Genomic DNA, 19,535 nt, shown 5'->3' on the forward strand with positions numbered 1-19,535 from the left:
GTTGCGGGTTCTGGTAATCAAGACCTCATCCCTGGGCGACGTGATCCATGCCTTGCCGGCTCTCACTGACGCAGCGCGGGCAGTTCCCGGCATTCGGTTCGACTGGGTGGTGGAAGAAGGCTTTGCCGAAATCCCCACCTGGCACCCGGCGGTCGACAAGGTGATCCCGGTGGCGATTCGCCGCTGGCGCAAGAACCTCTGGCAAACCGTCAAGAGCGGTGAATGGCGGCGCTTCAAGCAGGCGGTACAGTCGACCCAATATGACCTGGTGATCGACGCCCAGGGCTTGCTCAAAAGCGCCTGGCTGACCCGTTATGTGCGGGCGCCCATCGCCGGCTTCGACAAAGATTCTGCGCGTGAACCTCTGGCTGCGCGCTTTTACTCCCGGCGCCTGGCCGTGGCCCGTGGGCAGCATGCGGTGGAGCGCTTGCGCCAGCTGTTCGCCGTGGCCCTGGGCTACGACCTGCCCCAACGCCTGGGCGACTACGGCCTGAGCGTCGAAAAACTGCTCGGCCTGCCGCCGAAAAAACCATTCGTATTGCTGCTGCACGGCACCACTTGGGACACCAAGCACTGGCCCGAAGCCTATTGGCGCGAGCTGGCCGAACGCATGGGCCGCCTGGGCGTGGACGTAAAGCTGCCGTGGGGTAACGCTGCCGAAAAGGCGCGGGCCGAACGCCTGGCCCTGGGCCTGCCCAACGCCGAAGTGTTGCCCAAGCTCAACCTGGCGGGCGTGGCCCGTGTCTTGGCGAGCGCCCGTGCCTGCGTGGCCGTCGACACTGGCCTTGGCCACTTGGCGGCGGCACTGGATGTGCCGACCATTTCCCTGTTCGGCCCCACCAACCCAGGCCTTACCGGCGCCTACGGCAAAGGCCAGATTCACTTGGCCAGCGACTGGCCGTGTGCGCCTTGCCTGCAAAAACAGTGCACCTATCAACCCACTGCCGACGACCTGCGGCGGTTCGACATCGCGCGCGAGTCGCCCCTGTGCTTCACGCGCTTGAACCCTGAGCGTGTCGCAAGCCGGCTGAGCACGTTGTTACTGGCCGAGGAGCAGCACTGATGCAACTGGCTTTTGTTCTGTACAAGTACTTTCCTTTCGGTGGCCTGCAGCGCGACTTCATGCGCATCGCCCTGGAATGCCAGCAGCGCGGCCATAGCATTCGGGTGTACACCCTGATCTGGGAAGGTGATATCCCGCCAGGCTTTGAGGTGCTGGTGGCGCCGGTCAAGGCCTTGGTCAACCACCGCCGCAACGAAAAGCTCTACGCCTGGATCCAGGCCGACCTGGCAAAGCGCCCGGTGGACCGCGTGGTGGGGTTCAACAAGATGCCGGGGCTGGACCTGTACTTTGCCGCCGATGGTGTGTTCGAGGACAAGGCCCAGACCCTGCGCAACCCGATGTATCGCTGGTTCGGGCGCTATAAGCACTTTGCCGAATACGAGCGCGCCGTGTTCGATAAAAACGCCAAGACGCAAATCATGGTGTTGTCCGAGCATCAGCAGCAGCTGTTTACCCAGTATTACGGCCCCCAGGCCGAGCGTTTTCACCTGTTGCCACCGGGTATTGCCCGCGACCGCCGCGCCCCGCCGAACGCCGCCGAGATCCGCGCCGAGTTCCGCGCTGAATTCGGCTTGGCCGAGGATGATCTGCTGTTGGTGCAGATCGGTTCGGGGTTCAAGACCAAGGGCGTCGACCGCAGCCTCAAGGCGCTGGCCGCCCTGCCTTCGCGGCTGAAGAAACGCACCCGGCTATTTGTAATCGGCCAGGACGACCCCAAAGTATTCCAATTGCAGAGCGCGGCGCTGGGCTTGGGCGACCAGGTGCAGTTCTTCAAGGGCCGCAATGATATTCCGCGTTTCCTGCTGGGGGCGGACCTGTTGATTCACCCTGCGTACAACGAGGCGGCCGGCATGGTGCTGGTCGAAGCGGTGGTCGCCGGCCTCCCGGTACTGGTGAGCCAGGTGTGCGGCTATGCGTTCTACATCGACAAGGCCCAGAGCGGCCGGGTGTTGGACGAGCCGTTCGAGCAAACCCAGCTCAACCAGTATTTGGTCGATATGCTCGACGACCCACAAGCGCGTGCGACCTGGAGTCGCAATGGTCTGGCCTTCGCCGAGACGGCCGACCTCTTTAGCATGCCGCAGTACGCTGCGGACCTGATTCTGGCGGAGCCAAACCGATGAAGTTGATTCTAGCCGAACCCTTCAAGACCCTCTGGGCCGGGCGCGATGCGTTCGCCGAGGTCGAGAAGCTGGAAGGCCAGGTATTCCGCGAGCTGGCCGCTCGCCGTACGTTGCGTACGGTGGTCGAGGGCCAGCCTTATTTTGTGAAGATCCACCGTGGGATCGGCTGGGGCGAAATCCTCAAGAACCTGGTCACCGCCAAATTACCGGTGTTGGGCGCGGGCCAGGAGTGGGTGGCGATCCAGCGCTTGCAAGCGCTTGGCGTACCGACCAGGACCGCCGTGGCGTTCGGTGAAAAAGGCAGCAACCCGGCCGACCAGCACTCGTTCATCATCACCCAGGAACTGACCCCCATCATCAGCCTGGAAGACCTGACCCTGGACTGGGTCAAGCAACCGCCCGTGCCGGCCATCAAGCATGCCTTGACCCTTGAGCTGGCGCGCACCGTCGGCGCGATGCACCGGGGCGGCGTCAACCACCGTGACTGCTACCTCTGCCATTTCCTGCTGCACACCGACCGGCCCATCAGCGTCGACAACCTCAAGCTGTCGGTGATCGACCTGCACCGCGCCCAGGTGCGTGCGACGATCCCTGTGCGCTGGCGCAATAAAGACCTGGCCGGCCTGTATTACTCCGCGCTGGAGATCGGCTTGACCCAGCGCGACAAGCTGCGTTTTCTCAAGGCCTACTTCCAGCAGCCGCTGCGCCAAATCCTGGCGGAGCAAACCGCGCTGTTGTCTGCGCTGGAACGCATGGCAGCAAAGCTGTATGCGCGTAAACAACGATACGGGGATGCGATCTGATGGCGGGTTGGAATCTGGAACCTGCCTACGCCGCCCTGGCGGATGACTTTGGAAGCCTGGACGCGGTGTTCGCCCTGCAAGGCGAGCGGCTGACCCGCGACCCGTTGTCGGAGGTGATCCGGGTGGAGCGTGGTGGGGTCAATTATTACGTCAAACGCTATGTAGGTGCCGGCAAGGGCCTGCGTCGTTACCTGGGCAGGCCGCGGGTGAAGTCCGAATGGCAGAACCTCAAGCGCTTCGCCAAGTGGGGCATCCCCACCGCCGACGTGGTGGCCTGGGGCCTGGACCGCAAGGGCCTGGCCTATAACCGTGGCGCCATGATCACCCGTGAACTGCCCAAGACCGAAGATCTGTCAGTGTTGGCCGAGCGTCACGATGAGCGCCTCAAAGACCCTCGGTGGGTCGATGGCATCAGCCGCCAGCTCGCCGAATACACGCGCACCATGCACGATCACCGCTTCACCCATAACGACTTGAAGTGGCGCAACCTGCTGGTGGACGACCAGCGCACCCTGTACCTGATCGACTGCCCCAACGGTGATTTCTGGCGCGGTTTCTGGCTCAAGTACCGCATCACCAAGGACCTGGCTTGCCTGGACAAAGTCGCCAAGTATCACTTGTCGGCCACCCAGCGCCTGCGCTTCTACCTGCAATATCGCCAGCGCGCGCACCTGACCGCGTCGGACAAACAGCGAATTCGCCATGTGGTGAAGTTTTTCGAGGGACGCGAATGAGTGACTTCCTGGCGGCCGAAGACCGCGCTCTGCTTGAGCGCAACGGCCTGGCGACCTTCGACGCCCTGTGGGCCAAGCAACTGGATGCGGTGGACGAGCCGAACACCAGCGGCGACGGTTGGAGCAGCGTGTATCGCCTGGAGCTTGAGGGGCAGGGTTACTACCTCAAGCGCCAGAGCAACTACCTCACGCGCACCTTGCACCGCCCGTTTGGCGAGCCGAGTTTTGCCCGCGAGTTTCGCAACATCAGCCTGTATCGAAAGCTGGGAATTCCGGCCTTGCAAGCGGCGTTCTTCGGTGAGCGCAAGGTCAAGGGCGAGCGCCGGGCGATGCTGCTCACCCGTGCGCTGGATGGCTGGAATGACCTGGATTCGTTGCTGGAGCAGTGGGCGCAATTGAGCGCAGCCCAGCACGGTGCGATCCTGTTGGCGTGCGGCAAGTTGGCGCGTCATCTGCACAGCGTCGGGCAGGTGCATGGCTGTTTTTACCCCAAGCATATTTTCCTGCAGCCTGCCGGTGAGGGTTACGCCGCGCAGTTGATCGACCTGGAGAAAACCCGCCCGCTGTTGTTTGGCTGGCGTGACCGGGTCAAGGACCTGGAACCTTTGCTGCGCCGCGCGCCGCAATGGTCGGATGCGCAGGTGCGCCAACTGCTGGCGGCGTACCTTGAACAGCCCGAGGACAGTGCCCTGGTGTCCACTTGGCACCAGCGCCTGACCGCGCGCCGCAGCCACAAGGAGAACCGCTGATGCGTTTATCCAAGCTGAAAACGGCTGGGCGTACCCCCAGCCTGCCACTGACCCTCGACCTGGCGGATGCCGCCGGCCCTGGGCAATTGCAATTGCTGAGCCTGCTGCGGGTGTTGCCTGGGCAGCGCTACGTGGGGGCCGCCGTGTGGCGTGGTCGCCCGGTGTTGGCCAAGTTGTTGGTGGGCAGCAAGGCGGCGCGGCATTTTCAGCGTGAGCTCACGGGTGTGCGTCTGTTGGCTGAGCAAGGCCTGACCACGCCGTTGCTGCTGGCCGATGGCTTGCAGGACGGCGAGGGTGGCTGGCTGCTGTTTGAATTTATCGAGGGTGCCCAAAGCCTGTCCGACGCTTGGCTTGCCGTCGAAAACCTGCCGCCGTTGGCGGACGAACAAACCGCCGTGCTCGCCGAAGCGCTGGGCGCGATTGCCCAGATGCATGCCAAGGGCCTGTGGCAAGAAGACCTGCACCTGGACAACTTGCTGCGCAAGGACGGCAAGCTGTATTTGATTGATGGCGCCGGCATTCGTGTCGAAGAGGCGGGCAAGCCGCTGTCGCGCAATCGCGTGCTGGAGAACCTCGGTGTGTTCTTCGCCCAACTGCCGAAAAACCTCGAGCCCTTTACCGAAGAGTTGCTGGTGTATTACTTGCTGGCCAACGGCGAACACGCCTTGCCAATGCAAGCCCTGGAAAAGCAGGTGCGTAAAGTCAGCGCCTGGCGTTTGAGAGACTACCTGGACAAGACCGGCCGCGAATGCACGCTGTTCAGTGTGGTGCGCGGCGCTTTTGGCTTGCGTGCGATCCGCCGCGAAGAAGAAGCCGCGATGGTGCCGGTGCTTGAGCAAGCCGATGCGTTGCTCGACCAGGGGCACCTGTACAAGACCGGTGGCGCGGCGAGCGTGGCCAAGGTCGACGTGGCTGGCCGGCCGCTGGTGATCAAACGCTACAACATCAAGGGCTTTGCCCATTGGCTCAAGCGCTTCTGGCGCCCAAGCCGCGCCTGGCACTCCTGGCGCGAAGGCAACCGCCTGGCCTTCCTGGGCTTCGCCACGCCCAAGCCGCTGGCGGTGCTGGAGAAACGGTTTCTGTGGTTGCGCAGCCGTGCTTACCTGGTCACCGAATACCTGCCTGGGCCAGACATCATCGAGCGCTTTGCGCCGTATGTGGAGAGCGGCGAGGCGCCCGAGCGCGAATTGCAGGCACTGGACCAGTTGTTTGCCGACTTGATCCGCGAGCGCATCAGCCATGGGGATTTCAAGGGCCATAACCTGTTCTGGAATGACGGGCGCTGGGCGATGATTGACCTGGATGCCATGTGCCAGCACGGTTCTGTTGCCAGTTTTGCGCCGGCATACGCCAAGGATCGGGCGCGGTTTATGCGCAATTGGCCCCAAGACAGTGCGCTGTATCGGGTGATTGATCAGCGGTTGCCCAAAGAGATCAGTGTCGTCAGTTGAAGCGGGCCCTGTGGGAGCGGGCTTGCTCGCGAAAGCGGCGGGTCAGTCAGCATTAGTGTTTGCTGGGCTGACGCCTTCGCGAGCAAGCCCGCTCCCACATTTGATCTTCATTGTTTTGCATTGTGTTCGCTTAACTGATCGGTATTGGGGTCAGAACTGATACTGCGCCCCGGCCCCCGCATACCACGAGCGCCCCGGCGCCGCTTCGTAATAGCGGCCATTGCCATCCCCCACGATCACCGACCCTACATACTGACGGCCCAGCAGGTTATCCAGGCGCAAGGTCTGGTGAAAGGTCCAGTGCTCTACCTTCTGCTCAAACCGTGCGCGCCAGTTGAAGACGCTGTAGGCCGGTGCGGCGTGTTGTTGGTTGGTGTCTTCTACGTAGACCTTGCTGCGGTACATGCCTTCGATGGCGGTGCTGACCCAGTCCCGTGGTTTCCAGTTCAGTTCTGCGAACAGGGTGGTTTGTGGCACGCCGGGGAGGTAGTTGCCTTTGTCGATGGTGTTGGCGCCGCTGGCAAAGTCGCTGTCGTAGGTTGCGTGCAGGCGGGTGTAGGCGAGGCTGGTGCTCCAGTGGTCGCTCAGTTGGCTTTCAACACCCAGTTCGAAGCCGCGGCGCAATGTGCGACCGGCGTTCTGGTAGCTGGTACGGCCACCGATGGATTGCTGCACTACCAGTTCGTCCTCGGTGGTGATCTGGAAAACGGCGGCGTTGATCCGCGTGTTGTTCAGTTGCGCTTTCACACCCATTTCATATTGCGTACTTTCAGACGGCTTCAAGCCGAAGTTGAAGCCCTCGGTGTTGCCCGGTGCATAGGCCAGCTCGGCCTGAGTCGGGGTTTCAAAGCCTTTGCCTGCGCTGATGTAGCCGTGCAGGTCGGGTGTGAACGCGTACATCACGCTCATCGACGGTGTGTTTTTCTGGTAGGTCTTGTTGCCGCTGGCGTCGCCATTGCTCAGGAACTGATCGTCAACGTCCATGTGCATGGTGCTGTGTCGGATACCGGCTTGCAGGGTCCAGCGGTCGAGGGCCCAGTTGGCTTGGATATACGGGTCGAGGCTGCGAGCTGTGTCGATTTCGTCGCGGCGTAGTTGGCCTTTCACGCCGAGGGTGTTGCCGCTGTAGTTCTGATAGCCATGGCGGCTGTCTTCGCTTTGGTCGAAATCCAGGCCGGTAATGATCATCAGCTCGCCAGGCGCGCTTTCGATGGGCTGCATCCAGCGCACGCTGCCGCCGTAGAACTTACGGTCAAATTGCACCACGCCACCGCCGCGTTCGTTGGCGGGCGTGCCCTTGGGGATCGACAGGTACTGGATCACACTGCGTCGCCCGGTGTAGGCATTGACCTGCAAGGTCGCAGCGCCGAAATACCGCTCGTAATTCATCCCCAATTGCTGGTGATCGATACTTTTACGCGTGTTGTAGTTCAGCGCATTGGCGCTTACCGAGCGCGGGTCTGCCTTGTACGCTGCCCAGGTCTGCCCCAGTGGATCCTGCGTACCGTTCTGCTCCAGGCTGCTATAGATCAGCGCCAGCTTGCTGTCGTCATCGGGCTCGACATTGAGCTTGGCGAAGGTCTGGTCGCGCCGCGCGCTGCTGTGATCGCGGTAGCCGTTGGTGTCCATGCGCGAGGCGTCGAGCACAAACCCCGCGCCATTCGCCGCGCCCTCGGCGCTGAGGTGGTTCTTGTTCAGGCCGTCGCTGCCCACCAGGGTTTCGGCGCCGATACGCGGCGGGCCTTCGCCGTCGCGGGAGAACATCTGGATCACGCCCCCGGCATTGCTGCCATACAGCGTCGCCGCCGGGCCGCGCAGCACTTCGATGCGCTCGGCGGTGTCGAGGTTGAAGGTGGCGGCCTGACCCTGACCATCCGGGGTACTGGCGGGAATGCCATCGGCGATCAGCTTGATGCCGCGCACGCCGAATGCTGAACGGGCGCCGAAACCTCGGGAAGAAATTTGCAGGTCCTGCGCATAGTTCTGGCGGTTCTGCACCACCAGGCCGGGCACGCGGGACAGGGCTTCAGAGGCGTTGATGCCGAGTTGGCCGTCGCTGATCTGTTCGCGGTTGATGCCGTCCACGGAATAGGGCAAATCGAACGTTGGGCTAGCGCTGCGCGAACCGCTGACGACGGTGGGGGCGAGGGTCAGTGGCGAATCATCGCCCTGCACTGTGCTGCTCAAGGCCAGCAGGCCAGGCAGCAAGAGGGAAAAGCGAGCGTGCGTTTTTTTCATGAGGCAGCCAGAGTCTCGGGCACGCATAGCGAAGGCGCGCAAAAAGTGCGCAAGTTTAAACAGTCAGGTAAGTTTTACCATTTCGGATTTTTCCCACGCAATGTGGCGGTGCTTCTCGGATGAATGAGCCAGTCTCTCGGTGCTAGCGTGGCTGACCGTTTGCGAGGCTAGGATATGACAAGAAAAATAATGACTGCACTGGGTATAAGTGTCGCTGCGCTGTTATTAAGCGGCTGTGGAACCGTTAATAGCGTCATGCGCAAAGAGGGCGACACGGCGCGTGAGCTCAGGCTCGTAAAAACCTATTGCCAATCCATTCCCCGCGCTTACAGCGGCGTGGCCTTTGATTTCTGCATGCTGCACGCGGCCCCGGACCCCACCGGGTTCCTCATACCGTTCGTGCTCGTAGATATTGCGGTGTCCGCGGTTGCCGATACGGTGGTTTTGCCCTATACGATTTATCGACAATCGGCCGACGGTAATATCAGCATATATTGGCGTCCAGGCCGTTCATGAGCCTATGGGTATAAAGGCACCTGTCCAGCCCATCTACTGGACGAAAGGAGTTGTCCGTGAGTCGTGGTTTCAAAGTCCTGCTGGTTTCAACCTTGTTATTGGTCTCCGGTTGCGGAACGATCAATACCGTCTTCCGTCCGGATGCCGTGGCCAGCCAGAACCTCAAGGAGTCGCGCAGCCACTGCGAAAACGTGCCGCGTATCTACAGTGGGGTGATCTACGGCTTTTGTACCCTCAATGGCGAGCCCGCACCGGATAAAAGCCTGAAGGACCAAAGCCTGTTGGATCGCCAAGGCAATGGCTTCCCGATCATCGCGATTGAATTTGTCGCCTCTGGTGTCATGGATACCCTGATGCTGCCTTATACGATCTACCGCCAGAACAAGGACGGCAGCATCGAGATCTTCCGCTAGCCCTTCTCGCCGCTAACAGCTTCCCTCTGCTTTTAAGCTATAATCCCGCCCTTTAGCTGTTTCCCGCCCGGGCGGGAAGCACACTTTTTTCAGGCGCGATGCGCCTGCATGCAGACTAAAAGAGGCTAGACCCCAGTGGCATTGACGATTCTTGGCCTGTCCGGCGCCCTTAGCCATGATCCTTCCGCAGCCCTGTATATCGACGGCAAGCTGATTGCAGCCGCCGAAGAAGAGCGCTTCGTACGCGACAAACATGCAAAGAACCGCATGCCCTACGAGTCGGCGAAGTTCTGCCTGGAACAGGCCGGCATCAAGCCTTCGGACGTTGATGTGGTGGCGATCCCATTCGCCCCGATCAGCCTGTTCGGCGAGGCACGCTGGCACTACGCCAAGCGCTACTGGTACGCCCCGGACCGCGCCCTCGACGCGATCCTGATGGGTAACCGTCGCTACAAGCGCTATCGCAACAAGATTGTCTGGTGCCTGGAGCAACTGGGCTTCGATCCGAAGAAAATCAAGATCGAACCGGTTGAACACCACCTGGCCCACGCTTCCAGCGCCTACCACTGCTCGGGTTTCCAGGAAAAAACCGCGATCCTGGGCATCGACGGCAAAGGTGAGTACGCCACCACGTTCTTCGGCTACGGCGAAAACGGCAAGATCCACAAGATCAAGGAATTCTACGACCCGGACTCTCTCGGCGGCCTGTACGGTGCGATCACCGAGTTCCTCGGTTTCGAGATGCTCGACGGTGAGTTCAAGGTCATGGGCATGGCGCCGTACGGCGATGCCAGCAAATACGACTTCTCGCGCCTGGCCTCCTTTGAAAACGGCGAGCTGGTGATCAACACCGACTACGCCAACGTCATCGGCCTGCGTCGCTACAAAGAGAAGGGCAAGGGGTTCTACTTCTCGCCAAAACTGATCGAGTGGCTGGGGCCGAAACGTGAAGGCGACATCGCCGACGAGCCGTACATCCACTACGCGGCCAGCATGCAGGCGCTGTTCGAGAAACTGGCCTTGCAGATGATCGACCATTACCTGGGCGACATCCTCAAGGACACCGGCAAGCTGGCCTTCGCCGGCGGCTGTGCGCTGAACGTCAAGCTGAACCAGAAAATCATTGCCCGTGACGACGTAAAAGAACTGTTCGTACAGCCGGCTTCCGGCGATGCCGGCACCGCCGTCGGTGCGGCGGCCTATGTGTCCCATGCCCGCGGCGTACCGGTCGAGAAGATGGAACACGTCTACCTCGGCCCGTCCTACAGCAACGAAGACGTGATTGCCGCGTGCGCCAAGCACGAGAGCAAGCCGAACTGGCGCAAGATCGAGAACATGCCTAAGCGTATTGCCCAGATCATGGTCGACGGCAATCCGGTAGCCTGGTTCCAGGGCCGCATGGAGTTTGGCCCGCGTGCCTTGGGCGGTCGTTCGATCATCGGTTGCCCAAGTGCGACCGGCGTGGCGGATCGCATCAACCACCAGATCAAGTTCCGCGAGCGCTGGAGGCCTTTCTGCCCGTCGATGCTCGACACCGTGGCCCCACAGATGATCAAGGTCGATCACCCGGCGCCGTTCATGACCTTCACCTTTGAAGTCGCCGAAGAGTGGAAGACCCGCGTACCGGAAGTGGTGCACGAAGACGGTACTTCCCGCGCCCAGGTGCTCAAGCGCGAATACAACCCGCGCTACTACGACATGATGAAAGAGCTGGAAGTGCTGACCGGTAACGGCGTGTCCCTGAACACCTCGCTCAACCGTCGTGGCGAAGCGATGATTTGCTCGCCGACCGACGCGCTGAACATGTTCTTCGGCTCGGACCTGCAGTACCTGATCATGGAAGACATCCTGGTGGTCAAGGACGGCGTAGACCCTTATGACGCCGTGGTTTAAATGCTGAACCGCTTCCAGGGCTGGCGTGAACGTGGCTGGACGCCTGTCGAGGCCGAGGTTTACGCCCAGGCCTGGCAGCGTTACGGCGGCAGTGTGGCGACCCATCCCCAGGTGATCGAGCGATTGGCCGGGCTGGCGCAGATACCTGTGCGCTACCTGGGCTGGGAGCAAGGTGGTGAACTCAAGGGGGCGATCGCCACCTGGGGGCGCGACCTGGCGCTGTCCAAGGACGTGCTCAAGCGCAGCGGCAAGAAAGGCCTGTTTGACCTGGGCAACGCCGAGATCATTCTGCCGATTGCTGCCGATGCGCAGGTACCGTTGCGGCATCGTGCGCGCTACCTGTCGACGCTCAATCAAGGGCGCGTCAGCACCCTCAAGCCCCAGGCCGAGCAGTTGGCCATGGCGCGCACGCCCGAAGACCTGTCGAAGAAGTTTCGCTATAACCAGCGGCGTGAACTGCGCCTGTTGGAAGAGGCGGGCGGCGTGGTACGGGCGGTCAGTGAGTTTTCCAGCGTAGAACTGGCGGCGATTTATTGCGACCTGTTCCAGCGCCGTTGGGGCTTCCCGGCGGCGGGCGCGGCGCGTCTGGCCGAGGTGCTGGAGTTGCTCAAGGAATTCCTGTTCGGCTCGGTGCTGTTTCTGAACGACGCGCCGATTGCAGTGCAATTGGTGTATCAGGTGCAGTCCAATGAGTGGTTCAGCGCCGAGTATGTCAACGGCGGCGTAGACCCTGAAACCCGTGCATTCAGCCCCGGCAGCGTGCTGAGTTTTCTCAATACCCAAAGTGCCTGGGAACAGGCGCGGGCGGCGAACAAGTCGCTGCGCTTCTCCTTCGGGCGTTCCGACCGCGAATACAAGGAGCGCTGGTGCAACCCGGTGCCGGTGTTCAGCGTATGAGCCGCAAACAGCAACTGCTCAAGCGCCATCGGCGTAACAAGCGTATTGCGCTATTGATCGGCGTGCTGGTGTTGGTCGCCACCGGCGTACTGGTCGCCTGGTGGTTGCCGCTGATCCTTGCGGTGCTGCTGTGGGCCGCCCATGAAGCCTGGTTTGCCGATCACCTGTTTTACTCGGCCAAAGACAGCTATGAGTACGCATTCCCGGCCGGCAGCGAACAGCCCGGCTTGCGCCTGGAGGCGGGCCGGCTGCTGCTGGATGCGCCGTTGGCGGCGGATGAAACCCTGATCGTCGGTATTGAATTGAAAAGTACCTGGCTGGGGCGTTTCTTCGACCCTGCTGTGGACCTGTTGGGCCTGCAAAGCCCGGACCGGCAAGCCTTCGAGCGCGGCGTCGCTGGGCGGCGTTATCTGAACCTGACCGGCGCCGCCGAAGCCTTGGCCGCGGGCAAGCTCGAATTGCGCGGGCGCTTTTGCCGGATCAAGGGGCAGCCGACGCTGTGGCGCTTTCGCCAGCCGGACTATCGCCAGCAACGTGTGATGGTAATCGCGCCCCATGCCGACGATGCTGAACTGGCTGCGTTCAGCCTTTACAGCCAGGCGACTGAAAGTTGGATCGTCACGCTGACGGCTGGTGAAATCGAGGCCGAGCATTATCAGCACATGGGCCTGCCCAAGGCTGAAGCAGCACGCCTCAAGGGCCGTTTGCGGGCCTGGGACAGCGTCGCCGTGCCCCGCTGGGCGGGCGTGCCCGAGGCGCAGTGCGTGCAGTTGGGGTACTTCTGCATGCAGTTGCAAGCGATGCAGGCCGCGCCAGGTCAGCCTCAAGCCTCCCGCGAAGCCGACTTGGCCGATACGCGGCTGTTTCGCCAGTTCAATGGTTTTGCCTTGCCTGGCGATGCTGATGGTGCACCGACCTGGCATAACCTGATCGCCGACCTGCGGGCGCTGCTGCTCAAGGCGCGGCCCCAGGTCATCGTCTTGCCCACGCCGTTGCTGGACCCTCACGCCGACCATATCTGCGCCCACGCAGCAGTGCTGGAGGCCTTGCAGGGGCTGGAGTGGCAGCCCGACACATTGCTCGGCTACGCCAATCACCTGCATGATAACGACCGTTGGCCCATGGGCGATTCCGGCGCTGGCGTGGCGCTGCCGCCACGTTTCGATGGCGCTGTGGAGCTGGTGCCGTGCAGTTTCGCCCTCGCCTTGAGCCAGCAGCAGGACAAGGCCATGGCCCTGGGCATGATGCACGACCTGCAGCCGCCAGCGCCGTTCAAGCGTCGAGTGCGCAGGTGGTTGCAGCAACTGCTGGCGGGCCGTAGTCCATCGCCCTACGGCGAGAACGAATTCTTCCGCAAGGCCGTGCGCCGTCACGAGCTGTTGTGGGTCCTGAAGCAGGACTGAGAGCCGATTGAAGGCAGGCTGTTATGCGCCTGTCGCCCTTTTTACCGGGCTGCGTGCCCGTAGCCAGATTGCTGCATGGAGAGTTATGAAGCCTCGTTTCAAGGTTTTGCAGTTACAGCCGGACTACAACGTCAAGACCCATGACTTCGCGGACTTGGGTGAGCAAATCGTCAAATCCCTGCCGGCTGAGCGCTTCGAGGTGACCTCCGGATTTCTCAGTGGGCGCCCGCTGCCCGGCCAGCCCCTGAGCGTGGCCGAGCACTCCCATTATTTCGAGCTGCCGGAGAAGTCCCTCAAGGGCATTCGCTTTGGCGCCATGTGGCAGATCTACAAGTACTGCCGCGAGCAGAAGTTCGACGTGGTCATCTGTAACCGCTTCAAGTCAGTGAACATGATGCTGTCGCTCAACCGCTGGTTGAAGATCCCGCTGTGCATCGGCATCTCCCACGGCTTTGGCGAGTACGCCCGTGGTTACCGTCGGCGTCAGACCCAGCGCTGGGTCAGCCCGGCGTGGCGCTTTGTCGGTGTGTCCGAAGCGGTCAAGGACTACCTGGTAGACCTCAACTGCGGGTTCACCCGTGAGAACACCACCTACGTCACCAACGCTATCGACATTCCCCAGGCAGAGGCTTTGCAGCTGTCTCGTGAGGACGCGCGCAAGGCCCTGGGCCTGCCCATGGATGCACGGATGATCGGCGCGCTGGGCCGCCTCGTGCCGATCAAGGGTCATACCCATCTGCTGCAAGCCTTTGCCACACTCAAGGACAAATACCCTGAAGCGCAGGTGGGGATTATTGGTTCCGGCCGTGCCGAAGCCGACCTGCGTGCCGACATCGAGCGCCTGGGCCTGACCGGCCGTGCGCACTTGCTGGGCTTTCGCGAGGACGGCATGAAGTACGTGCGCGGCTTTGATATCTGGACCATGCCGTCGCTGTTCGAAGGCCTGGGCCTGGCCTTGCTGGAAGGCATGAGCGGCCACCTGCCGGTGATCGCCTCAAACGGCCCGGCGATGCTGCCGCTGGTGCAGGGCGCGGGCGGCTTGTCCCACGACCCGGGCAATGTCGAACAACTGGCTGCAGCCCTGGATACTTACCTGGCTTTGAGCGATGAACAATTGCGTGCCAAGGGCGAGGAGGTGTTCCGCTATCTGGAGGCCAACCACACCCTCGACGAGTTCAAGCACAAGTACCTGACCCTGATTGAAACCGGTTTGCGTGAAGTAGGTAGAGCATGAATCAGCAACAACCCCTGGTCTCGGTGATCATCGCTTCCTACAACCATGGCCAGTACATCGAGCAAAGCATTCTTAGCGTGTTGGGGCAGACCTACCCCAATATCGAGCTGTTGGTGGTCGACGACGGCTCCAAGGATGACAGCGTCGAACGCATCCGGCGCTTGCAGGCCGAGCACGGCTTTGATTTCCAGGTGCAGCAGAACCAAGGGCTCAGCGCTACCTTGAACGGTGCGATTGCTCGCGCCAAGGGCAGCCTGATCGCACCGTTCGGCTCGGATGACATCATGTTGCCGGACCGTATTGCCACCCAGGTGGCGTATATGGACGGCAAGCCGAAGGTGGGCATGTGTGCCGGCAATATCGAACTGATCGACGGCGACGGCAACCTGCACCCGGAGAAGAAACAGCGTCGCGACGTGCCATTTCGCCGTCTGGATTTCGACGACCTATTCCTGGACCGCAAGCCGTTTCCACCGGCGCCGACCATGCTGATACGTCGCGAAGTGCTGGAGGAGGTCGGTGGTTTCGACCCACAGATTCCCCTGGAAGACTTGCTGATCCAACTGAAGATCACGGCGGCGGGCTACACCATCGATGCCCTTGACGTGGTGATGGCCAAGTATCGCCAGCACGCTAACAACACGTACAAGAACCACCGCTACATGATCCAGAACATCCTCAAGACCTACGCCAAGTTCAGCGAACACCCGGCCTATGACACGGTTCGCTACAACTTCCTGAACTCGATGTTCCTCAAGACCGCCGACCGCGACCGCCCGTTGGCGCGGGAGATTCTCAAGCAGATCCCTTTGAAGTTCTGGGGGCGCAAGACCTTGCGGGGGCTGGTGCGGTTGTATCTGGCACCACTCAAAAACTGAACCGCCACCGCACCCTGTAGGAGCGAGCTTGCTCGCGAAAAACGTCAACGATAACGCGTGCTTCCTGAATAAACGCGGTGCCGGTGAGTTTCTCGCGAGCAAGCTCGCTCCTACAGGTGTTTACAGGCTTTGGACCTGCTCGCGGATTTTCGCGGTGGCGGCTGGGCTTGCCACCGAGGCGTAACCTTTGACCAGTTGTTCGAAGTGCGTTTCGAACAGCCAGTTGCGGTCCTGGGGATAACGCTGCATGTGGCGCAGGTTACGTTGGCGCAGGGCGTGACGCAGTGAAGACGGGTAGACGCGCAGGTCGGCCACGTCGATCAGGGCGAACTCACCGTCGTCCATCAACAACACGTTACCCAGATGCAGCGAGCGGAAGTACACGCCGCGCTCGTGCAGTTGCGCCATGAACCGGCCAAAGCGCTCCACCAGTGACTCACGCAGGCTGCTGTCCAGGCTTTGCAACGCTTGGCGCAACGTCAGGCCGGGCAACGGCGTGTAGCGCACTGCGCTGCTGGCGTCGCCCAGGCGGTAGAGCCCGAGGATGTGCGGCGTAGGAATGCCCAAGGTGCGCAGTTGCTCGCTGTTGCTGGCAAATCGCTCGGAGTACGGGTTGAAGCTGCCGGAGGTGTACCAGCGGCGTGGGCGGAACAGTTTGAGGAAACTGCCGTCCTCCAGGCGCAGGACTTTGGGCCCCAGGCCATCGGCTTCAATCACGTGGGCGTTACTGCACAGCTGTTCAAACGCGGCGGGCTTGAGGTTCTGCACCTTCATGCGCAACAGGCTGCGGTGGCGCTGGGCGAGGCTCAGGCCGGTGATAATTGCCAACGGAATCCACAGCAGGAACCAGTGTTCCTTGGGGCGCGACAATATGCCGCCGCCTTCGGTCAGGCCTGCTCCGATGCCATAGGCCAGCAGGGACGATGCCAGGATGAACAGCGGCTGGGCGCGTTGCTGCAGGCCTTTATACAGGCCCCAGCCGAGCATAAAGGCCCAGGGGATAAAACCAATGATGCCGACGTAATAGAGCACGCCGAGGGCGAAGCTGTGAGGCTCGCGCAGTTGATAACCATCCGCCAAGGTCAGGAACAACTCGGAGTCGTAACTATGGCCGATCCACGGGTGCTCGGCGATAAGTTGCAAGGACATGCTCCACAGTTCCAAGCGGAACGAGCTGCCACGCATAATGATTGATTCAGGATAGAACAGCATCAGCCCGACGATGCCCAAGGCGGTGCCGGTGAGCAGTAGCATTGAGCGTCGATTGCGGCTGACAAAGCTCATCCAAAGTATGGCCAGCGTCAGCGCCACCAGCGGCGTGCGTGAGCCGGTCGCCAGCACCGCAGCGGTCATGATTGCCAGTGCCGGGACGCTGAACCACAGTACGTTGAGGCGCTGAGTGGTCATGCACACGTACAGCCAGTACACCGTGAAAAAGCCAAACAGGTGCGAGCTGAGCAGCGGGTTGTCGAGGGCGCCCAGACCACCAATCATGCGCATGCCAGGTTGATAGCCTTTGGCGAACGCCACCAGGTTACCCAGGCTCACCACCAGCGCAATCACCGCCGCGCTGAAGAAGATCGGTTTGAACAATTCATTGCGGTAATGCAGCAGCAGCCCGCAGCCGCCAAACAGCATGAAGGTATTCAATGGCCGTTTGAACAGGTCGGTATCAGAACTGGGCGCGGGGCTCCAGAGCAGACTGGTCAACGCCCAGGCGGAGAACGCCAGGAACGCGATCGCCAGGGGCTCGCGCAGCAGGTCCTTGAACTCCCGAGGGCGCATGCACAACAGAAACAAGGTCGGTACGCTGAACAGGATGTAGACAATTCGGTGCAGTACATTGCGATTGCCGACAAAGAACAGTGCACTCAGGAGCAGCAACAAGCCAACAGGCAAAATCCATAGGACCAGGAAGTCGAAAACGCGATTTGAGCCATAGGTAAGGCGCTTGGAGTGCATACAGTAAAGCCATTCCAGAAAGAGAAAGCCGACCATCTTAAGCTAGTGGCTATGTAATGTCGCCGGTAGGATCCAACCGGGCCGCGGCTTACGCCGGGTGCAAGTACAACAGAGAAGCTGTGCTAAAGTCAGCCTCCTTTTTCAAAACGCCGCGTGATATGACCGACTCCAGTCCGAGCGCAAGCCCTTCGAGCTTGAAAATATACTTCCGCCTGCTCAGTTACGTTAAGCCCTATATGGGCTTGTTCGCGTTGAGTATCCTTGGATTTCTGATTTTCGCGTCGACCCAACCGATGCTGGGTTACATCCTCAAGTACTTTGTCGACGGCCTTTCCAATCCGGAAGCTGTGCTGTTTCCGACCGTGCCCTTTTTGCGCGACCTGCAATTGCTGCAGGCGGTGCCGCTGCTGATCATCCTGATCGCGGCCTGGCAGGGCCTGGGTTCGTTCCTGGGCAACTACCTGTTGGCCAAGGTTTCCCTGGGTCTGGTCCACGACTTGCGGGTGCAGCTGTTCAACAACCTGCTGACGCTGCCCAACCGCTACTTCGATAACCACAACTCCGGGCATCTGATTTCCCGCATCACCTTCAACGTGACCATGGTCACGGGTGCCGCGACCGATGCCATCAAGGTGGTGATTCGCGAAGGCATGACGGTGATCTTCCTGTTCGCCTCTTTGCTGTACATGAACTGGCGCCTCACGTTGGTGATGATCGCGATCCTGCCGTTGATTGCCGTGATGGTCAGTACCGCCAGCAAGAAATTTCGCAAGCAGAGCAAGAAGATCCAGGTGGCCATGGGCGACGTGACCCATGTGGCCTCGGAGACCATCCAGGGCTACCGCGTGGTGCGCAGTTTCGGCGGCGAAGTCTACGAACAGAAGCGCTTCTTCAAGGCCAGCCAGAGCAACACCAACAAGCAACTGCGCATGACCCGCACCGGGGCGATCTACACCCCGGCGCTGCAATTGGTGATCTACTCCGCCATGGCCGTGCTGATGTTCCTGGTCCTGTATCTGCGTGGCGATGCCTCGGCGGGTGACATGGTTGCCTACATCACCCTGGCTGGCTTGTTGCCAAAGCCGATCCGTCAACTCTCGGAGGTCAGTTCGACCATCCAGAAGGGTGTGGCAGGCGCGGAAAGCATCTTTGAACAGCTGGACGAAGACGTTGAGGTCGACCACGGCACCATCGAGCGCGACAAGGTCAATGGCCGCCTGGAAGTGCGCAATCTGAACTTCACCTACCCAGGCACCGAACGCCACGTGCTCAAGGACATCAGCTTCACCGCCGAGCCTGGGCAAATGATCGCCCTGGTGGGCCGTTCAGGCAGTGGCAAGTCGACCCTGGCCAGCCTGATCCCGCGTTTCTACCACCATGAAAGCGGTGAAATTCTGCTTGATGGCATCGAGATCGAAGACTACAAGCTGCTCAACCTGCGCAAGCACATTGCCCAGGTCACCCAGCATGTGACCCTGTTCAGCGACACCGTGACCAACAACATCGCCTACGGCGACCTGGCCGGTGCGCCTCGTGCCGACGTTGAGGCGGCGGCGGCAGATGCCAACGCCAAGGACTTCATCGATCAGTTGCCCAAGGGCTTCGATACCCAGGTGGGTGAGAACGGTGTGCTGTTGTCCGGCGGCCAGCGCCAGCGCTTGGCGATTGCCCGTGCATTGCTCAAGAACGCGCCGTTGCTGATCCTCGACGAGGCCACCTCCGCTCTCGACACCGAGTCCGAGCGGCATATTCAGGCGGCACTCGATAAGGTCATGCAAGGCCGCACGACTCTGGTGATCGCACACCGCTTGTCCACCATCGAGAAGGCTGACCTGATCCTGGTGATGGACGACGGGCGGATTGTCGAGCGTGGTACCCATGGCGAGTTGTTGGCGCAGAACGGTTACTACGCCCGCCTGCATGCCATGGGCCTGGATGCACCGGTGCAGGCTGATATCACCTGATCCAACCGGCATCACGGGGCAAATGAAATGTAGGAGCGAGCTCGCTCGCGAAAAACTTCAACGATGACCCGCACTTCCTGAATAAATGCGGCGCCTGTGAGTTTTTCGCGAGCAAGCTCGCTCCTACAGAGAGCAAATCCCCTCCCACATTTGCCCTGCGGTGGTCGCAAGCCATCGCAAACCCTGTGCTAATATCGCGCCCCTGTTCATTTT

Annotated in this window: 16 protein-coding genes; 14 read left to right on the forward strand and 2 right to left on the reverse strand. The window is 61.0% G+C overall.

The features are described from left to right. Position 1: 1 nt before the first annotated feature. The 6 genes from waaC to CER19_RS09525 are packed head-to-tail and all read left to right on the forward strand — an operon-like array spanning position 2 to position 5,924. Positions 2-1,063, forward strand: a complete 1,062-nt coding sequence (gene waaC / locus CER19_RS09500; RefSeq protein WP_116666233.1) for a lipopolysaccharide heptosyltransferase I — start codon at positions 2-4, stop codon at positions 1,061-1,063. After that, entirely contained in the window at positions 1,063-2,187 is a 1,125-nt protein-coding gene (locus tag CER19_RS09505; RefSeq protein WP_116666234.1) for a glycosyltransferase family 4 protein, read from the forward strand. The genes waaC and CER19_RS09505 overlap by 1 nt, the downstream gene beginning before the upstream one ends. Continuing rightward, positions 2,184-2,990 carry a lipopolysaccharide core heptose(I) kinase RfaP gene (gene rfaP, locus CER19_RS09510; protein ID WP_116666235.1) on the forward strand — a complete coding sequence of 269 codons (807 nt, stop codon included), beginning with the start codon at positions 2,184-2,186 and terminating at the stop codon, positions 2,988-2,990. Before CER19_RS09505 ends, rfaP begins: the two co-directional genes overlap by 4 nt. Further along, on the forward strand, positions 2,990-3,724 hold the full coding sequence (locus CER19_RS09515; RefSeq protein WP_003187993.1) for a lipopolysaccharide kinase InaA family protein: 735 nt from the start codon (positions 2,990-2,992) through the stop codon (positions 3,722-3,724). Before rfaP ends, CER19_RS09515 begins: the two co-directional genes overlap by 1 nt. Continuing rightward, the gene (locus tag CER19_RS09520; protein WP_116666236.1) at positions 3,721-4,473 is read left to right on the forward strand and encodes a lipopolysaccharide kinase InaA family protein; all 753 of its coding nucleotides are present in this window, start codon (positions 3,721-3,723) and stop codon (positions 4,471-4,473) included. Before CER19_RS09515 ends, CER19_RS09520 begins: the two co-directional genes overlap by 4 nt. Then, a complete protein-coding gene (locus tag CER19_RS09525; protein WP_116666237.1) occupies positions 4,473-5,924 on the forward strand; it encodes a lipopolysaccharide kinase InaA family protein in 1,452 nt (483 codons plus the stop codon). The genes CER19_RS09520 and CER19_RS09525 overlap by 1 nt, the downstream gene beginning before the upstream one ends. Before the next feature lie 150 nt (positions 5,925-6,074). On the opposite strand, the gene CER19_RS09530 is transcribed toward CER19_RS09525, so the two are convergent. Then, the gene (locus CER19_RS09530) at positions 6,075-8,162 is read right to left on the reverse strand and encodes a TonB-dependent receptor (protein WP_116666238.1); all 2,088 of its coding nucleotides are present in this window, start codon (positions 8,160-8,162) and stop codon (positions 6,075-6,077) included. A gap of 189 nt (positions 8,163-8,351) precedes the next feature. Between CER19_RS09530 and CER19_RS09535 the strand changes: the two genes are divergently transcribed. From CER19_RS09535 to CER19_RS09565, 7 genes are all read left to right on the forward strand, one after another. Continuing rightward, positions 8,352-8,678 (forward strand): YceK/YidQ family lipoprotein, encoded by a 327-nt coding sequence (locus tag CER19_RS09535; protein WP_116666239.1) that lies wholly within the window; start codon positions 8,352-8,354, stop codon positions 8,676-8,678. A 56-nt stretch (positions 8,679-8,734) separates the two neighbouring features. Further along, complete coding sequence (locus tag CER19_RS09540) at positions 8,735-9,091, forward strand: YceK/YidQ family lipoprotein (protein ID WP_116666240.1); 357 nt, start codon at positions 8,735-8,737, stop codon at positions 9,089-9,091. A gap of 135 nt (positions 9,092-9,226) precedes the next feature. Then, entirely contained in the window at positions 9,227-10,984 is a 1,758-nt protein-coding gene (locus tag CER19_RS09545; protein WP_116666241.1) for a carbamoyltransferase, read from the forward strand. Then, a complete protein-coding gene (locus CER19_RS09550) occupies positions 10,985-11,881 on the forward strand; it encodes a GNAT family N-acetyltransferase (RefSeq protein ID WP_116666242.1) in 897 nt (298 codons plus the stop codon). After that, positions 11,878-13,284: a PIG-L family deacetylase gene (locus CER19_RS09555; protein WP_116666243.1), complete on the forward strand. Its 1,407-nt coding sequence runs from the start codon at positions 11,878-11,880 to the stop codon at positions 13,282-13,284. The genes CER19_RS09550 and CER19_RS09555 overlap by 4 nt, the downstream gene beginning before the upstream one ends. A gap of 85 nt (positions 13,285-13,369) precedes the next feature. Further along, the gene (locus tag CER19_RS09560) at positions 13,370-14,518 is read left to right on the forward strand and encodes a glycosyltransferase family 4 protein (RefSeq protein ID WP_014716637.1); all 1,149 of its coding nucleotides are present in this window, start codon (positions 13,370-13,372) and stop codon (positions 14,516-14,518) included. Then, positions 14,515-15,396 carry a glycosyltransferase gene (locus CER19_RS09565; RefSeq protein ID WP_116666244.1) on the forward strand — a complete coding sequence of 294 codons (882 nt, stop codon included), beginning with the start codon at positions 14,515-14,517 and terminating at the stop codon, positions 15,394-15,396. The genes CER19_RS09560 and CER19_RS09565 overlap by 4 nt, the downstream gene beginning before the upstream one ends. 120 nt (positions 15,397-15,516) lie before the next feature. Here CER19_RS09565 and CER19_RS09570 read toward each other — a convergent pair whose 3' ends face one another. After that, positions 15,517-17,358 (reverse strand): bifunctional O-antigen ligase/aminoglycoside phosphotransferase family protein, encoded by a 1,842-nt coding sequence (locus CER19_RS09570; protein ID WP_116666245.1) that lies wholly within the window; start codon positions 17,356-17,358, stop codon positions 15,517-15,519. 158 nt (positions 17,359-17,516) lie between these two features. Here CER19_RS09570 and msbA point away from each other — a divergent pair, with 158 nt between their 5' ends. Then, positions 17,517-19,322, forward strand: a complete 1,806-nt coding sequence (gene msbA / locus CER19_RS09575; protein WP_116666246.1) for a lipid A export permease/ATP-binding protein MsbA — start codon at positions 17,517-17,519, stop codon at positions 19,320-19,322. Positions 19,323-19,535 lie beyond the last annotated feature (213 nt).

It is taken from the genome of Pseudomonas sp. GL93 (assembly GCF_003408955.1).
GTDB lineage: Bacteria > Pseudomonadota > Gammaproteobacteria > Pseudomonadales > Pseudomonadaceae > Aquipseudomonas > Aquipseudomonas paracarnis.

Bases quoted from the DNA above. Each gene is read 5' to 3' on its own strand.
- CER19_RS09555 (WP_116666243.1), top strand. From the start codon at position 11,878: ATGAGCCGCAAACAGCAACTGCTCAAGCGCCATCGGCGTAACAAGCGT.
- CER19_RS09570 (WP_116666245.1), bottom strand. From the start codon at position 17,358: ATGCACTCCAAGCGCCTTACCTATGGCTCAAATCGCGTTTTCGACTTC.
- CER19_RS09525 (WP_116666237.1), top strand. From the start codon at position 4,473: ATGCGTTTATCCAAGCTGAAAACGGCTGGGCGTACCCCCAGCCTGCCA.
- CER19_RS09535 (WP_116666239.1), top strand. From the start codon at position 8,352: ATGACTGCACTGGGTATAAGTGTCGCTGCGCTGTTATTAAGCGGCTGT.
- CER19_RS09505 (WP_116666234.1), top strand. From the start codon at position 1,063: ATGCAACTGGCTTTTGTTCTGTACAAGTACTTTCCTTTCGGTGGCCTG.
- CER19_RS09520 (WP_116666236.1), top strand. From the start codon at position 3,721: ATGAGTGACTTCCTGGCGGCCGAAGACCGCGCTCTGCTTGAGCGCAAC.
- CER19_RS09515 (WP_003187993.1), top strand. From the start codon at position 2,990: ATGGCGGGTTGGAATCTGGAACCTGCCTACGCCGCCCTGGCGGATGAC.
- CER19_RS09530 (WP_116666238.1), bottom strand. From the start codon at position 8,162: ATGAAAAAAACGCACGCTCGCTTTTCCCTCTTGCTGCCTGGCCTGCTG.
- CER19_RS09560 (WP_014716637.1), top strand. From the start codon at position 13,370: ATGAAGCCTCGTTTCAAGGTTTTGCAGTTACAGCCGGACTACAACGTC.
- CER19_RS09565 (WP_116666244.1), top strand. From the start codon at position 14,515: ATGAATCAGCAACAACCCCTGGTCTCGGTGATCATCGCTTCCTACAAC.
- rfaP (WP_116666235.1), top strand. From the start codon at position 2,184: ATGAAGTTGATTCTAGCCGAACCCTTCAAGACCCTCTGGGCCGGGCGC.
- msbA (WP_116666246.1), top strand. From the start codon at position 17,517: ATGACCGACTCCAGTCCGAGCGCAAGCCCTTCGAGCTTGAAAATATAC.
- CER19_RS09550 (WP_116666242.1), top strand. From the start codon at position 10,985: ATGCTGAACCGCTTCCAGGGCTGGCGTGAACGTGGCTGGACGCCTGTC.